A 15,840-nucleotide genomic window follows, 5' to 3' on the forward strand; every position below is an offset into this window, starting at 1 on the left:
CTCCGTCGCCCCTGGCCAGGCAACATCAACCATGCTTCACTAACATTCGATCTGGAGCCGCCATTGGGGGCCGGTCACTATTCACATTTTGCCGTATATTGGCGTTCTCTAATGTTGCTGTCAGCCCGTTGATTAAAGGCAAAAAAAACCGCTGGGTTGCCCCAGCGGCTTGAGTTTTGGGAGGATTTTTCGTTGCATAAAAAAGTGAAAAAAAACAACGTATTCAATGGTTGGTGACATGAGCAGGTCACATTTACAGGTCACATTTTGATTGATGTGCGGACGTTAAATAGGTAGGGTTGGCACTCCATCGGAGTGTGGTGTCATGCCCAAGGATAGCGGGCTTTCGAAGTATCTGTTTCGTAAGGGCGGCACATTTTACGTTCGAATGGCTGTTCCAAAAGAAATAAGGGGGGCTTTTGGCGGTAAGGATATCCTCCTTCGCAGTCTCAGGACTGGTGATCCGAAAGTCGCCGAGATAAGAAAGGATATTGAGGTCGGGAAAATAAAGGCCGATTTTCAGCGCCTTTCAAATCCTGACCATTTTGCACGCTCTTTGACATCATCATTACGGTGGTCACTCAACGCCGATGGAACTGCTTCTATCATGGAGCCTGTTGAGACAAAGGCGACCGCCATTGGGGCGCTTTCTGTGCAAATCCTCCTGGAAGATGACCCGGAGAAGAGGGCCGAATTAGAGGCCAGAAAGCAAGTCATGCTTGAAAAAATGCAGTCATCTGTTTCCGAATGGAAAGAGGACTTCCTGACGAGAAGAGGCCCTTTCGCCCGCGATCATATTGATGTAGCCAATCCAACGGACGTCCAGTCGTGGGTGCGAGACGCCAATAGGTTCTCCGAATTTATGGATGGCGGAAAGCCTCTCGATCAATCCATCCCCCTTGATGCTCTCGCCGCCGAGATCAGTGGGCGGGACGTCAGCGAAACGGTAAGGGCGCAGATCGTCCAAGAGATTCCTTCCGCCTTGCTGCCCGAGCGCGCATGGCCATACCTGTCCCGTGCCCGGTCGCCCAGTGTGCCGAACGCGGATAACATCACCTTGGGCGATCTCATCAAGCGGTTTTTCGCCGACGACAAACGTGCAAACCTCGATACTGCCACTCGGCGCAACTACAACACGACCATCGAGATCATGATTGATCTGCTTGGAGCGAATACGCCGCTTCGGGCAATAAAACGTGACGATATTCGGAGGGTGCAGAGGGTCATAAGATACTTACCGCCCCGAGCCAAGGACTGCGAACGATTTCGTGAAATGACCTATCAACAGATTTCAGAGATCGCTGAGAAAGAGAAGATAACTGCTATTAAATCTGGAACCCGTAATAAATACATTCGTAACATTGGAACATTGTTCGCTTATGCATTAGAGGAGGAAAAGGTCGAGAGTAACCCTGCCCTTGGCCTTCTGCTACATCTTCCAGAAGACCGAAATGAGCAAGGAAAGGCTCCATTTGACTCGGATGATCTTCGGGCGATGTTTCCTAACACATACCAGATGATGGGATTAAATTGGCTTCCGTTGGTTATGCTCTTTCAAGGGTTCCGGCCAAACGAAGCCGCACAGTTGGATACCGCGGACGTCATCAGGGTCGATGGCATTTGGGTATTTGACTTGACTGAGGAAACCAAGGGTCGGGTCGGTTCGGATCGCTGGGCCGACAAGTCATTGAAGAATGAAACTTCGGCGGTGCGGCGGGTGCCAATACATCAAAAGTTGATCGATTTTGGATTTATTGATTATATTAAGTTGCGTATTGATGCAAATAAGCAAAAGTTGTTTGACGTAAAGCGGTATGGTCAGGCTGGATACTTTTTATCAGTCCAAGATCAGTTTGCCGCATGGCTTGAAGGTGTTGGCGTGAAAAATCCCAGCACATCGCCGCATTCGTTTCGCCATACTTGGGCGACGAAATCCTTTGGGGTCGTTCATGACGGTCTTCGGAAGATTATGGGTGGATGGACGCTAGGCAAAGGCGTCGATGTTCAGACGTATCTTCATACAAATCTGCTTGATATCCATCGAATGAAGGCGGAACTGGACAAGGTGACGTTCGATATCTGCAACACCGATCCCGATCCTGCCCGAACTCATCCGGGGTTGATCGCGACCAAGTTAAAACGGCGGGCGACGCGGAACGGGAAGCGGCGCAGAACTATCCTTGCGGACACGCCCACTTGATCCAATCCCATCTTCGGCAGTGATCAGCGGCCATCGCTCTCCGGTCATGTCATGGGTTATAGCGGGCCGTTGTTGTGGGAGTGACTCTCAAGCATGCCGAGCATCCTTTGATAACGCTCGTCTATGGATTGAACGTCCAATGCATTTCTGCATTTAATGTGTTTATTTTCCTTGATGAGGGCCTGACGCCATAGCGCCAGTACATCATGAAAAGACTCAGTTTTGGTGATAACGCTGTTGTGGAAGGCTCGAACGTGGGTCACCTCTTCCCCCACCCACGTTGGTAGCACTATGTCCTGCCAGGGATGGAGTAGCTCGACCTCGGCTACGACCAATCCAGTATGGCGTCCTTTGAATTCATCAATCTCCCAGGACAGGTCACCGACAATCCACACATGGCGGACTTTTTCCACTGGCCGATTGGGGCAAGTCGTGAGCAACTGCGCGGCGGTGTCCGGCGGAATTGAGCACTCTGCCTCCCATCTCGTTCCGGCAAAGACCGGGGTTTTGACGGTGATAGTTCCCAGCTTCTCAGTCCAGCGGACGCGTAGGGTAATGCCGGGGGCAGAAGGCAGGTATCCCTGTCGGATGTAATGTCCCGGGGCATCACGGGGCCATCCATCGCGGACCAGGAACTTTCGTTCAGTCTCAGTACCGAGGATCATATTGTGCATGGACCGTAAATCCCGCCGGATGCAGCGCAAGTGTCCTCCCAGTGACACTGTGATTGCAATGGCCGATGCGGCAGATCGACTCTACTTTCCTGTCGATTTCCCCATTCGGGGCAACTTCTGACTTTCGGGCTGATCAACGTCAGAGCGGTCGGCTGCGGCACAGATGGACAGCAGGAACGGCTCATCTCAGGGATGTCGGAGCATCGGGCAATATGACCACAAACGTCGTTCCTTGGCCTTCCTTGCTATCGACCTCAATTCGACCGCCGTGGGCCTCAACTATCCGCGAGCAAATGTAAAGTCCAAGCCCGTTCGATCGCTCCCCTGCAGTCCCGATCTTACCTTTTACGAAGGGCTTGAAGAGATTAGCCATGACGTCTGGCGGAATGCCGCTACCGTGGTCAGAAACCGACAGTCGTTTACCGCCCTCGTCCTCGGACACTGAAACGGTGACGACATCACCGGCGCTGGAGAATTTGATCGCGTTGCAGATCAGGTTGTTGAGCACCTGCTTAACCTTCACAGCATCCCCTTCGGTCCAAGCCGGTTTTGCATCAACGATAAGATGAACTTGCTTTTTTTCAGCGGCGACAGAGCCGATGGCAACGGCTTCTTCCGCTACAGCTACAAGATTGATGCACTGCCAATTAACCTTAATGTCACCGGCATCGGCGATGGCCAGTTCCAGCACTTCCTCGATCAAATCGTTCATGAAGCTGGCTGCTTCGCGGATGGCTGTGAGCGAGCTGACCATTCGTGGCGACAGAGAGTTTTCTTCGGTCATTTCAAGGAATTCGGCATAGCCGCTGACCGCCCCAATGGGGTTCCTGAGGTCGTGTGCCAAAATCCCGAACAATTTGTTTTTCATCTCAACGGTGGCGCGGAGATCCTTGACCAAGGCTTCACGCTCTAGCATCAGGTTTATGCGGGTGATGGCGTAGCTGATCGCCCGCCACAGCATAGGACCAGTGAAGTACCCCTTTACCAGATAGTCCTGCGCCCCAAGGGCAACCGTCCGTTCGGCAAACAAGGCGTCGTCTTGGCCGGTCATGATGATGATGGGAAGGCTTGGAGCCGCCTCGCGCATGCGCAGAAGCGTTTCCTCCCCCATCGCATCGGGGAGGGAAAGATCGAGCAGAACGATGTCCGGGCCGTTGCTGGAACCGAGATGACACCGCGCCTCCACCAGCGTCACTGCGAATGACACTTGGAACTCGGGCAGCGTCGATTCTGCGAGTGCGACCGCAATCAGTTCGGCATCACCAGGGTTGTCATCAACAACAAGGACCCGCAATGATTCTCTCATAGATCAATCCAGTTGCCGTCGATGGGGACATTCACGCTTGGAAAGGTAATTATTCGCTTGGACAGTTTTTTCTGACATGCGGCTTCCTGGAGCACCCAGCGTTCTGCCATACACCAGAATTCCAGGTCTCGCCCCTCTGGCCGACCTGCAATTATCCAAAGTTTCCGAGCAATTTTTTCAATCTTCGCCTTATGATTGCTCATGGTATTCACCTTATGGTGAGGCATGAAACACGGGGCCTTCGCCACACGTGGCTACTTTGCCGCATAAAGGTTCCATTCCTGTCGATCTGCCCAGCCTGCATTCCTCGCAACGCCGGAGTAGCCGCAATGCCGTTTCGACGCCACGGACCGCCATGCAGACGAACTCCGCATCATATTTGTCACTGTGGCTGAGGATCGTCTGCGAGGCGGACATCAGCTCTTTGGCAGCTCGATGTCCATAGCAGTAGGATCGATCCAATTCACATTGCATGCGGCACCGTATTGCTCATGACAGTTTCTCCGCCGGGGCGAAGAAACGCATTAACCGTGGCGCTTTCTCCTCCATGAATCGAGAAAAGCCAAAAGGAGCGACTATGTGCAGCTTCGGAACATGCTCCTCATGGGCCTGCTCCATGGCGCGGACGGCGACGGGAAAGAGCTTCCTGAGGGACAGCGGCTTGGATACGCGGGCGGTGGCTCCCGCCTCAATGACCTGACCTGCCATATAAGCCTCCATCCATTCGTCCTTCTTGGGATCGGTCAGGACGATGATTGGGATGTTCCGCTTGCACCCGGCTTTGCCGTTGCGGATCTCGCGGACATGGTCGAGACCGCTGACACCGTCGCTTTCATACTCGACGATCAGCAAATTGGGCTTGTAGGCCCGCAAGACACTCAAAGCTTCCTTGTGGTTTTCCACTTCAGTTATTTGGTGATGGCCGGGGTAATTGAGAATCATCCCGATCAGGTGACGAAGTGGTCGGCTCTTTTCTTCAATGACGATGTGCTTGATTTTCGACATGCTACACCTCATTGCATTCCAGTATCACTTGTGCGGCTCTTTATGCTGCGGCGCACACATCTTTTCAAGTTACCGTTATCTGGCCTTTATATGACGATCAAACTGCCAAATGATGGGTGGCGAGCAACTGGGTCATCGCCAGTCATTCCCCTCGACGGAAACAAGAACAGCACCAAGTCAGGTAGGCGGCGCATTTAGGCAAATGGGACAGGCCCATTTGCGTGCGCCTCCCGCCTACCGGCGGTCGATCCGGGGTGCGCCGTGGCGATCTACTCTTTCAGCGTCAAGCCGCTGGCGGCCGGAAAGGTCGGCCCGGCATTGGCCTACCAGACTCGCCAGCCATTGCGGCTGGACGCCCAGACATTCCGGCCATCCAAGACCGGCGGCTTGGCTGCCGAGGGCATCGTCTGGCCACCGGGCGCTTCCGGGGACCTTATCTTCGGCGGGCGGGACGTCCTATGGGCCGCCGTGCTGGACGGCGAGCGCGTCCGTAAGCGCGGGCCACGACAAGGCGACATCCGGCGAAGGGCCGTGGCCGGCCGCACCGCCATCGTGGCTCTTCCGCATGAACTGTCCGCCGCCCAGCGCCATACGCTGGTGGAGGAATTCGCACGGGAGATCGCGGAGAGATACGGGTGCGCCGTTGATTACGCGCTCCATGCTCCTGATGCCGCCGGAGACCACCGCAACCATCATGCCCACATCGCCCTGACCGAACGGGTCATCTGCGGCGATGGAACCGGCCCGAAAATAAGAGCTTTCGGCGGTAGCGACCGGGCCGAGGAACTGCGTCGGATACGACAGGCGTGGGAAGACTGCTGCAACCGCCATCTCGCACGCGCCGGGTTTGTGGAACGGATCGATGCCCGATCACTGGAAGCGCAGGGAATTGGACGAAGGCCCACCCGCCACCGTGGCCCCGGACAGACCGCCATCGCCCGCAAGCGTCCAGCCGTTTCATGGGCGGTTGCGATGGTGCCCCATGACCGGCGATCAATGCGCAAGGACGCCCACACCGCCGTCTTGGCGCTCGCCAGTGCCGTCCGGCTCGCCAATGACGAAGCCTCTCGGCTGGCCGCATGGAAGTCGCTCCTGACCAACTGTCGGGACGCGGTCAAGATGGGCCTCGCCCAAGGCGATGCTCTGGACTTGGCCAAGTGGGCGCTGAGGGCCGAGGCCGCAGCGGCATGCACGAAAGCATCGGCGCGGCCTTCCGGCACCCGCCTAGGTAAGCGTGTCGGGCAAGTGCTGGCCGAGGCCGCCGAGCCGATTAACGATGCGCGCACCGGAAGGATCAATGCCGAGGAATATCCCGCTGGCGAACTGGACCCAATCCTTACCGCATTGACTGCCGCGCACGGGGCGGTGCGGCGGTTCCACCGCCAGCGGGCACGGTAAAGCCAGCGGATTGGATTACCAGCAGAACCAGTTGCAGTTCGGCTGTGGTCAATTCTCCGAACGCCCCGTTGCAATGCCAGCGGTGCAGATAAGCCGCCAACCTCGCTCTGTTCTGGATCAGGATGCTCGGGTCGCGCAGTTTGTCGAGAGCACCGGGCAACAGCACCGCGACGCGGTTCCCGAGGGTGTATTCCACGTTTCGGCGCTGCGCTGCCCACCATTCTGGACGATTTGCCCATCTTTGGGCGTCGGTGATCCCGCCGTCATCCCAGAATTCGGCATCGCCCGGCCCTTCGTCCCATGGGATGGGACGGCGCATTGCAGCGGTTAGGCTGCGTTTGGGCTGTGGCTCGAATGCGGTGGGTTGTGCGTGGTGTTCCATGGTGTTCTCCGGGAGCGGCATTGCCCGCCAACCATACATAGGGCGACCTTCAAGGCCGGTAAGGGCAAGCCATCATCATCGGCTTTCTTTGCTTTCGGCTCCAAGAGCATGCGATTTCTAATGCGTGCTAGTTTGTGATTCAATTACAGCCTTAGCAAGCATTTTTCAAAAATTGTGCCCCGGCCCCATCGGATCGTGAGATCGCGAACACAGTATTCTGTCAGCAGGCCGGAATGGTCCGGGCGCTGTGTGAGATTTCGGAAGAAGGGGAAGTAATCATGAGCGCACATGATTTGATTGAAAAATGGTCCGCATTTGAAGAGGCCCTTGCGAGATTTCGTAAAATATTAGTGGAAGCCCCGCCCATAGATGTGATGACCGAACACGCTAGAGGTAAGGCTATTAAATCGTTTCGACGATACGGTGATCCGCAATGGCCATTAGAACTAGAATATGCAAAGAACAGAGTGTTGCAGGCTATGAAGGAGTTGTTAATTGCTGGCGGCGACATTAAAAAAATATTAAATAAGACAAAAGAACACGCAGTAATATCCGGTATAGCCAAGAGTATATCTAATGGAATAGACGCTTTTGAAACTACTTTTCCGGAATGGTTTTACATAGATTTAATCTTCGAGCGGTATCTGCCGCCAGACTTTTCCGATCCATGATTTTAGTAAAGAGAGAAAACGTCCTATATTGATACTGGCGCGGCAGGCTCCTTCGTCGCGGCCAAGGCGCTCTCGGATGCACCGTGAGCGAATGTGCGAAGGGCGGCCCATGGAGGCCGCCCTTTTCGGTGCCGGAGGACATCTTTATGCCGCAAGAAACCGGTCACCTTCGACCAACACCAAGCCGGCCTTTGTCAGGCCATCTCGCGCTTCGCGGAATGCCCGAGCCGGATTTGCCCCGCCGACCGCGCCGGACTCTTTGGCCACCTCCCGCCATTCGGCTTCGGTCAGACCGCCGTCGTGCTTGACCAGTATATCGAGCACCGCCTGCTGGTTTTTACCTCTGGGCTCGGTATCGTTCGCCGGTGCTGTGGCTGCGCGCTCTTCGCCGTCGAGGACTGCAACGAGACTGGTGATGGTTTCACCGTCCTCATCAATTCCGACCTCATGACTAAGCATTTCGAAGCCGAATGCGATGCCGGATGGGCCATCCTTCTGCTTTCGGATAAAGGCCTCAAAGCCCCGGTCCGACTTGCCGACCCGGACCACGAAGTCGCAGGCGCCTTCCAGCGCCCCGCTACCCCTCATGTCGTCAGCCTCTTTCGGGGTGTGGTGAATGATGATGATCGCACAGCCGAAGGTGCGACGCAGTAGATCGCACGCCTCGATAAAGCGAGCCATGTCAGGTTGGCGGTTCTCGTCGCCATCCCCGAAGCAGCGGGCTAGAGTATCGATTATTATCGCTCGCACCGGCTCGCCATCGAACCGGTGGGCCATGTCTCTGACGAGGGCTTCGACGGCATCGGCATCCAGCAGATTGACGGGATGGGGTAGCACCTGCACGGTTGGGCACCGAGCCGCGTCGAGGCCATGATGATCGTGCCACGCCTTGACGCGATTGCGTAGGCCGCCAGCGCCCTCGCCAGCGATGATTGCAACTCCACCCTGAACGGTTCTGCGCCCGAAGCACTGTCGCCCGTGGCCAATGGATAGGGCCAGCGCCAAAGATAGGAAGGTTTTTCCAGCGCCGGGCTTGCCGTAAAAAACGCCGAGGCTTTCTCGACCAATCAGGTGCTTGATGAGCCATGCCATAGACGGTTGGCTCAGGACATCTTCAAGGTTGAGGAACCTATGACGGGGGTGATGGCTCACGGGATTGGCCTTGGAAAGGTCAATGGTGATCGGGATTGGCTTTCGGTCGATGGTCATGGTGCGCTCCTTTCGCTTTTGCTTCGACGGGGTGACGAAGCAACGCACACCTAGGGGCGAAGCAGCAGATTGACGGCGCAGGGCGGCTATGATCCGACGGCATTTCGCCACCGCTAATCTTGACCCCATGTCCAGCGGTTATGCTGGCGGAACGATGGTGACGGACGGACGGTTTCTTTTGGAAACCGTCCGTCCGTCACCATCGCCGGGCTCGCGAATTTTTATCCGTTTGGTCACATGGAGAAGTCACATTTCCAGGTCACATTTCAGGTATATTAAAGAGTGCGAATATATGTGCTAATGCATTGAAAATAATAAAAAAAACCGCTGGGTTGCCCCAGCGGCTTGAGTTTTGGGAGGAAACGTCCAAGAAAGACAACAAACTTAGGTCAGGAGACTTTCCGTTTGCTGCAGTGCAATATATAAAGGCTGGCGTTGCCGGGTGCAAGCGGAAATATTGAGCACGCCACCCTGATTTCGAGAAAATGCCTGTTTTTCAGCCCCTTGCTGACGCAGATCAGGTATGACCACTTATCCTGGGCAAGATGGCGATTGCTGGCACGGGGGATGCAAGAGTAGGGTGGCGGCAATGCTCGGGAGCGGACCCATCATGATGAAATGGCGGCAAGCGTGGACGGTGGTGGGATTGACCATCCTGTTGCTCGCCCCGGTCTCCGCCCGGGCGGTGACGCCGCCTGTCAACGAGGGGATCTGCGCCGCCGAGGTGGCGACTGCCGAACGCAGCTACGGCATTCCCCAGGCCTTGCTCCATTCCATATCCATCGTCGAATCCGGTCGCTACGACGCGGGGCACCGGGCAGTTATTGCCTGGCCCTGGACGGTGATGGCGGAAGGGCAGGGGCGATATTTTCCCAGCAAGGCCGAAGCCGTCGCCGAGGTGCGCAAGCTGAAGGCCCGCGGCGTGCAGAACATCGATGTGGGCTGCATGCAGGTCAACCTGCGCTATCACCCCACCGCTTTCGCCAATCTGGAAGAAGCGTTCGAGCCCAGCGCCAATATTGGCTATGCCGCCCGATTCCTGAAGGGCCTGTTCGACGCCACCGGCCATTGGCCGACGGCGGCGTCCTATTACCACTCCCAGACCCCCAGTCTGGCCGCCATTTATCGCGAGAAGTTGATGAAGGTGTGGACCGGCACCGGCGCCAATACCCAACTGGCCTCGGCGGCTCCCCGGGGCGGCTACAAGACCGTTCCCCACGCGCCCAGCCTGAAGGCGGTGCCGGGCTCGCAGGATGTGGAAGAGAAGCGCCGCGCCTGGCGCGAGCAGACCCTGGCCAGTCGCGACGAGGCCACGCGCATCGCCGCTGCCTACCGCCAGGCCCGGGTGTCGGAATATCAGATGCGCCGCGCCCGCTTCATGGAAGCCCGAGCCCAGCTCAATCCCGCCCTCAGGTCGCGCTGACCGCCGCCAGCAGAGCCTCGACCGCGGCCACGAACATGGCCTCGGTCAGTCGTCTGGTATTGGTGTTGTAGCGCGAGCAGTGATAACTGTCGGTCAGCACCAGTCCTCCGGGAAGTCGATGAACCGCCCCATGGCCGAAGGGGTGGGCGGATTTACGCAGGCCCAGGGTGGTCAGCACCTGATCGTGGGATTCCCGCCCCAGGCAGAGAATTCCCTTCAGGCGGGGCATGGCGGCGATCTCGGCCGCCAGGAACGGGCGGCAGGCGGCGAATTCGGCGGGCAACGGCTTGTTGGCGGGGGGGGCGCAGCGCGCCGCATTGGTGATGCGGCAATCGCCGAGGCCATAGCCGTCATCGGCGGTGGCGCCATAGCTGCCCTGCCCGAGACCCAGCCGTGACAGGGTGGCGTAAAGCAGATCGCCGGCATAGTCGCCGGTGAAGGGGCGTCCGGTGAAATTGGCGCCTTTCAGGCCCGGAGCCAGCCCCACCACCAGGATGCGGGCATCCAATCCGCCAAAGCTGGGGACTGGCGCGTTATGACGGTCGGGCCATGCGGCTCGGTTGGCGGCGCGATAGTCCACCAGTCGGGGGCAAAGGGGGCAATCCCGACCCGGCTGGGCCGGTTGGGCCTCAGTCGTCGATGGCATTGGGCTCGCGATGGCTGGGGGCGCGGGCGATCTGGGATTCCAGGTCCAGCAGTTCCAGGAAGACGTCGGCCTGACGGCGCAATTCGTCCGCCACCATGGGCGGTTGCGAGCGGATGGTGCTGACCACCGTGACCCGGACTCCCTTGCGCTGCACCGCCTCTACCAGGCGGCGGAAATCGCCGTCGCCGGAGAACAGGACCACATGGTCCAGGTGCTGGGCCATCTCCATCACGTCGATGGCCAGTTCGATATCCATGTTGCCCTTGATCTTGCGGCGACCCATGGCATCGGTGAATTCCTTGGTCGGCTTGGTCACCATGGTGAAGCCGTTATAGTCCAGCCAGTCCACCAGCGGGCGAATGGGGGAGTATTCCTGGTCTTCCATCAGGGCGGTATAATAGAAGGCACGAATTAGCCGCCCCTTGGTGGCGAATAACGCCAGGAGCTTTTTATAGTCGATGTCGAACCCCAGGGCCCGCGCGGCGGAATACAGGTTGGACCCATCGATGAACAGGCCGACGCGCTCGGCCGAATAGAATTGCATGGGAAATCCCGCTATTGAAAATGTACTTGGCCACCTCATAGGTAGGACCAATAGGGCCAAGGTAGGGTGAAAACCCGATAAGCGCAAGAGGGTCGGCCCTTGCTTTCCCGAACGCATAGGATATATAACCACTCTCCCTTTTTTGATGGTCTTAGACAAGGATCGGCCATGGCGCGCGTTACGGTAGAAGATTGCGTTCTGAAGGTTCCGAACCGGTTCGAGCTGGTGTTGATGGCCGGTCAGCGCGCTCGGGACATTTCCGCGGGCGGCAAGCTGACCGTCGAGCGCGACAACGATAAGAATCCGGTCGTGGCGTTGCGTGAAATCGCCGACGATACCATCTCCCTGGAAGCGCTGCAGAACGCGCTGATCCAGAGCCTCCAGAAGCATGTCGAGGTCGACGAGCCGGAAGAGGACGAGATGGAGGGCTTCATTCCCGATGGCGATCTCGCTTTCGAAACCGTCGCCAATGAAGACGAGATGGTCGAGGACGGCATGTCCATCAGCGATGACGGCGCCGATTTCGACCCCGAAGCGGCCGGTGATCTGGCCATCGGCGAGGATTGATCCGCTTTCCTCTTTTCCTTGGGGCCGTCACCGTTCACACTCTGAGACGGGGCGGCCCGGTGGCCGCCAGGCGAGGGCACTGACGGCATGATGCGCCAATTCGAACTGGTGGAGCGCGTCAAGTCCTACGATCCGGGAGCGGATGAGGACGCCATCAACCGCGCCTATGTCTTCGCCATGAAGATGCATGGCTCGCAGTTGCGGGCCTCGGGCGATCCCTATTTCTCCCATCCCATCGAAGTGGCGGGCATCCTGACCAAATACCGGTTGGATGCTTCCTCGATCATTACCGCCCTGCTGCACGACACCATCGAGGATACCCCGGCGACGCTGGAGGATATCGAACGGCTGTTCGGGCGCGAGATCGGCCGCCTGGTGGACGGCGTCACCAAGCTGAACCGCATCGAGCTGCAAAGCGACCACGCCAAGCAGGCCGAGAACCTGCGCAAGCTGGTGCTGGCCATGAGCGAGGACATCCGCGTCCTGCTGGTCAAGCTGGCGGATCGCATGCACAACATGCGCACGCTGCATTACATCAAGAACCCCGACAAGCGCCGCCGCATCGCCATGGAGACCATGGAGATCTACGCGCCGCTGGCCGAACGCATCGGCATGCAGGGCATCAAGATGGAGCTGGAGGATCTGGCCTTCGCCGAGCTGCATCCCGATGCGCGCGGCTCCATCGTGGCGCGGCTGTCCTTCCTGCGCGAACAGGGCGGCGACCTGATCAGCCGCATCCTGGAGGAATTGCGCAAGATCCTGGGCGAGGCCGGGGTCAAGGCCACGGTCTCGGGGCGCGAGAAGACGCCTTATTCCATCTGGCAGAAGATGCAGCGCAAGAATGTCGGCTTCGAGCAGTTGTCCGACATCATGGCCTTCCGGGTGGCGGTGGACAGCATCGAGGACTGCTACCGGGCGCTGGGCGTGATCCATTCCAAGTATCCCATGGTCCCCAACCGCTTCAAGGACTACATCTCGACGCCCAAGCCCAACGGCTACCGCTCGCTGCATACCGGCGTGTTCGGCCCCGAGCGCCACCGCATCGAGGTGCAGATCCGCACCGTGGAAATGCACGAAGTGTCGGAACTGGGTGTCGCCGCCCACTGGAAATACAAGCAGGACGGCGGCAACCTCACAGATGGCCGCCAGTACCGCTGGCTGCGGGAACTGCTCGACATCCTGGAACACGCCTCCAACCCCGAGGAATTCCTGGAGCACACCAAGCTGGAGATGTTCTCCGACCAGGTGTTCTGCTTCACGCCCAAGGGAGACCTGATCTCGCTGCCGCGCGGCGCTTGTCCGGTGGACTTCGCCTATGCCGTCCACTCCCAGGTGGGCGACACCTGCGTCGGCGCCAAGGTCAACGGCCGCATCATGCCGCTTCGGACCCAGCTCCAGAACGGCGATCAGGTCGACATCATCACGTCGAAGGCCCAGACGCCCAATCCCACCTGGGAACGCTTCGTCGTCACCGGCAAGGCCCGCGCCCGCATTCGCCGCTATATCCGCACCCAGCAGCGGGCGCAGTACACCGAACTGGGCCGCGCCATCCTGGTGCGCGGCTTCCGCCAGGAAGGCTACGACTTCACCGAAAAGGCGGTTGAGGGCGTTTTACGCATCTTCAAGGCCGCCACGGTGGACGACCTGCTGGCCATGGTGGGCGAGGGGACTCTGACATCGCGCGACGTGGTGTCCTCGGTCTTCCCGGAATTGAAGAACCAGGCCAGCCGCGTCGACAACGTGGTGGCGCTGAAGGCCCGGCACAAGGCTTCGGGCGACAAGAAGGACAAGGGCAACGCCGTCCCCATCAAGGGCCTGATTCCCGGCATGGCCATGCACTTTGCCGGATGCTGTCATCCGCTGCCCGGCGACCGCATCGTCGGCATCGTGTCCACCGGGCGCGGCGTCACCATCCACACCATCGACTGCGAGAATCTGGAACAGTTCGCCGACCAGCCCGAACGCTGGCTGGATCTGGCCTGGGACGAGGCTGATACCGATGGGCATGTGGGCCGCATCGATCTGGTGGTGACCAACGAACCCGGCGCCTTTGGCGCCATCTCCACGGTGATCGCCAAGAATATGGGCAATATCACCAATCTCAAGATCACCAATCGCACCACCGACTTCTTCGAGATGATCATCGATATCGAGGTGCGCGATGTGAAGCACCTGACCAATGTCATCGCGGCGCTGCGCGCGACCCCCGCCATCAATTCCGTCGACCGCGCCCGCAACTGAGCTTGGCGGCGGTTGCATTTGGCTGTTGGTCGGTTACCCTTCTCCCCACATTCCCCCCGGAGGTTCGCCATGAAGGCAGTCCATTTTCTTCCCGCCCTTGCCGTGACCGTTCTACTGTCCTCGGCCGCCCTGGCCCAGCCCATGAGCGGCGGCGCGGGAGAGGCCAAGGTTTCGGCCCCGGCCCCGGCCCTGGCTCCGACGGTTACTCCGTCGCCCGCCTGCGTTCCCGGCGGCCTGATCGAGGCCTTCTCGGAAGGGGCCTGGTATCCCGCGGTGGCGTTGGACCAGTTGCGCGACGGCCGCTGCTTCGTCCATTACGACAATTACGGCCAGGACGACGACGAAGCCCTGGCGCCCAAACATGTCCGCAGCCGGCGGTAGTTTCCCGACCATGAGCCAGCGTCTGCGTCTCGGCGTGAATATCGACCACGTCGCCACCATCCGGAACGCCAGGGGCGGCCTGCATCCCGATCCGGTGCGGGCCGCCCATATGGCGGCAAGCGCCGGGGCCGATGGCATCACCGCCCATTTGCGCGAGGACCGCCGTCATATATCGGACCGCGATATGGAGCGCCTCGCCAACGAGATTACCCTGCCGCTGAACTTCGAGATGGCGGCCACCGAGGAAATGGTGGCCATCGCCCTGCGTCACCGCCCCCATGCCGCCTGCATCGTACCGGAAAAGCGCGAGGAACGGACCACCGAGGGCGGGCTGGACGTGGCGGCCCACCGGGCGAGCTTGGCTCCCATAGTGGCGCGGCTGGGCGAGGCGGGAATTCGCGTCTCCATGTTCATCGAGGCCGATCAGCGTCAGCTGGATGCCGCCAGGATCATCGGCGCGCCGGTGGTGGAGCTTCATACCGGTGCCTATTGTGACGCCGAGGGCGAGGCCCGCGACCGGGAACTGGCGCGCATTATCAGCGCGGCCGCCCATGCCGAATCCATCGGCCTGGAATGCCATGCCGGGCATGGCCTGTCCTATGACACGGTCAAGCCGGTGGCGGCCATCGCCTCCATCAGGGAGCTGAATATCGGACATTTCCTGGTGGGTGAGGCCATCTTCGTCGGACTGGAGGCTTCCATCCGCCATATGCGACGCCTGATGGACGAGGCCCGCGCCCGATGATCATCGGCCTGGGCAACGACCTGATCGACATTCGCCGCATCGAAAAGACCCTGGCCCGCTTCGGCGAGCGCTTCATCGCCCGGGTCTTCACCCAGGTGGAGCGGGACAAGGCCGAGCGGCGCACCGAGGCCATCCGCGCCGCCACCTATGCCAAGCGCTATGCCGCCAAGGAGGCCACCGCCAAGGCCCTGGGCACCGGCTTTCGCGACGGGGTGTTCTGGCACGATATCGGTGTGGTCAACGATGCCCTAGGGCGGCCGACCATCGAGCTGACCGGCGGCGCGGCGGCGCGGTTGCAGCGCATGCTGCCGCCCGGCATGCGGGCCGATATCCGTCTCACCATGACCGACGAATATCCCATGGCCGAGGCGGTGGTGATCATCTCCGCCGTCGCGGCTTGACAGCCGCCTTGCGGGCTGGCTTGATCTGGCCGGAATTCCAAGCCGCC

At 59.1% G+C, this 15,840-nt stretch carries 17 protein-coding genes; 9 read left to right on the forward strand and 8 right to left on the reverse strand.

Annotation, left to right across the window (positions count from 1 at the left end; genetic code table 11):
- The first annotated feature begins 325 nt into the window (after positions 1-325).
- Entirely contained in the window at positions 326-2,200 is a 1,875-nt protein-coding gene (locus A6A04_RS08500) for a DUF6538 domain-containing protein (RefSeq protein WP_156612531.1), read from the forward strand.
- Between the two features lie 56 nt (positions 2,201-2,256).
- Here A6A04_RS08500 and A6A04_RS08505 read toward each other — a convergent pair whose 3' ends face one another.
- From A6A04_RS08505 to A6A04_RS08515, 4 genes are all read right to left on the reverse strand, one after another.
- Entirely contained in the window at positions 2,257-2,874 is a 618-nt protein-coding gene (locus tag A6A04_RS08505; protein WP_068491886.1) for a CYTH domain-containing protein, read from the reverse strand.
- A gap of 181 nt (positions 2,875-3,055) precedes the next feature.
- Positions 3,056-4,180 (reverse strand): hybrid sensor histidine kinase/response regulator, encoded by a 1,125-nt coding sequence (locus A6A04_RS08510; protein ID WP_068491888.1) that lies wholly within the window; start codon positions 4,178-4,180, stop codon positions 3,056-3,058.
- Positions 4,177-4,383: a DUF2934 domain-containing protein gene (locus A6A04_RS21610; protein ID WP_156612532.1), complete on the reverse strand. Its 207-nt coding sequence runs from the start codon at positions 4,381-4,383 to the stop codon at positions 4,177-4,179. The genes A6A04_RS08510 and A6A04_RS21610 overlap by 4 nt, the downstream gene beginning before the upstream one ends.
- A gap of 286 nt (positions 4,384-4,669) precedes the next feature.
- Positions 4,670-5,185 carry a response regulator gene (locus tag A6A04_RS08515; RefSeq protein ID WP_068491889.1) on the reverse strand — a complete coding sequence of 172 codons (516 nt, stop codon included), beginning with the start codon at positions 5,183-5,185 and terminating at the stop codon, positions 4,670-4,672.
- Positions 5,186-5,446: 261 nt separating this feature from the next.
- Between A6A04_RS08515 and A6A04_RS08520 the strand changes: the two genes are divergently transcribed.
- Entirely contained in the window at positions 5,447-6,583 is a 1,137-nt protein-coding gene (locus A6A04_RS08520; protein ID WP_068491891.1) for a MobA/MobL family protein, read from the forward strand.
- Here the strand turns inward: A6A04_RS08520 and A6A04_RS22280 are convergent.
- A complete protein-coding gene (locus A6A04_RS22280) occupies positions 6,522-6,965 on the reverse strand; it encodes a hypothetical protein (RefSeq protein ID WP_156612533.1) in 444 nt (147 codons plus the stop codon). The two genes, A6A04_RS08520 and A6A04_RS22280, sit on opposite strands and share 62 nt — an antisense overlap.
- Before the next feature lie 278 nt (positions 6,966-7,243).
- Here A6A04_RS22280 and A6A04_RS22285 point away from each other — a divergent pair, with 278 nt between their 5' ends.
- Complete coding sequence (locus A6A04_RS22285; protein ID WP_156612534.1) at positions 7,244-7,636, forward strand: hypothetical protein; 393 nt, start codon at positions 7,244-7,246, stop codon at positions 7,634-7,636.
- 144 nt (positions 7,637-7,780) lie between these two features.
- On the opposite strand, the gene A6A04_RS08525 is transcribed toward A6A04_RS22285, so the two are convergent.
- On the reverse strand, positions 7,781-8,845 hold the full coding sequence (locus A6A04_RS08525; protein WP_068491894.1) for an AAA family ATPase: 1,065 nt from the start codon (positions 8,843-8,845) through the stop codon (positions 7,781-7,783).
- Positions 8,846-9,455: 610 nt separating this feature from the next.
- Between A6A04_RS08525 and A6A04_RS08530 the strand changes: the two genes are divergently transcribed.
- On the forward strand, positions 9,456-10,268 hold the full coding sequence (locus A6A04_RS08530; RefSeq protein ID WP_068491896.1) for a lysozyme family protein: 813 nt from the start codon (positions 9,456-9,458) through the stop codon (positions 10,266-10,268).
- Here the strand turns inward: A6A04_RS08530 and A6A04_RS08535 are convergent.
- Both A6A04_RS08535 and A6A04_RS08540 read right to left on the reverse strand, forming a co-directional pair.
- Complete coding sequence (locus tag A6A04_RS08535) at positions 10,255-10,914, reverse strand: uracil-DNA glycosylase (protein ID WP_068491898.1); 660 nt, start codon at positions 10,912-10,914, stop codon at positions 10,255-10,257. The genes A6A04_RS08530 and A6A04_RS08535 overlap by 14 nt on opposite strands.
- Complete coding sequence (locus A6A04_RS08540) at positions 10,898-11,458, reverse strand: LabA-like NYN domain-containing protein (protein ID WP_068491900.1); 561 nt, start codon at positions 11,456-11,458, stop codon at positions 10,898-10,900. Before A6A04_RS08540 ends, A6A04_RS08535 begins: the two co-directional genes overlap by 17 nt.
- A gap of 168 nt (positions 11,459-11,626) precedes the next feature.
- Here A6A04_RS08540 and rpoZ point away from each other — a divergent pair, with 168 nt between their 5' ends.
- From rpoZ to acpS, 5 genes are all read left to right on the forward strand, one after another.
- The gene (gene rpoZ, locus A6A04_RS08545; protein ID WP_068491902.1) at positions 11,627-12,025 is read left to right on the forward strand and encodes a DNA-directed RNA polymerase subunit omega; all 399 of its coding nucleotides are present in this window, start codon (positions 11,627-11,629) and stop codon (positions 12,023-12,025) included.
- A gap of 87 nt (positions 12,026-12,112) precedes the next feature.
- Positions 12,113-14,266 carry a RelA/SpoT family protein gene (locus tag A6A04_RS08550; protein ID WP_068491904.1) on the forward strand — a complete coding sequence of 718 codons (2,154 nt, stop codon included), beginning with the start codon at positions 12,113-12,115 and terminating at the stop codon, positions 14,264-14,266.
- A gap of 69 nt (positions 14,267-14,335) precedes the next feature.
- Entirely contained in the window at positions 14,336-14,647 is a 312-nt protein-coding gene (locus tag A6A04_RS08555) for a hypothetical protein (RefSeq protein WP_068491906.1), read from the forward strand.
- A 10-nt stretch (positions 14,648-14,657) separates the two neighbouring features.
- The gene (locus A6A04_RS08560) at positions 14,658-15,392 is read left to right on the forward strand and encodes a pyridoxine 5'-phosphate synthase (protein ID WP_068491994.1); all 735 of its coding nucleotides are present in this window, start codon (positions 14,658-14,660) and stop codon (positions 15,390-15,392) included.
- A complete protein-coding gene (gene acpS, locus A6A04_RS08565) occupies positions 15,389-15,793 on the forward strand; it encodes a holo-ACP synthase (RefSeq protein ID WP_068491908.1) in 405 nt (134 codons plus the stop codon). The genes A6A04_RS08560 and acpS overlap by 4 nt, the downstream gene beginning before the upstream one ends.
- Positions 15,794-15,840: the final 47 nt, after the last annotated feature.

The organism is Paramagnetospirillum marisnigri, assembly GCF_001650715.1.
Lineage (GTDB): Bacteria > Pseudomonadota > Alphaproteobacteria > Rhodospirillales > Magnetospirillaceae > Phaeospirillum > Phaeospirillum marisnigri.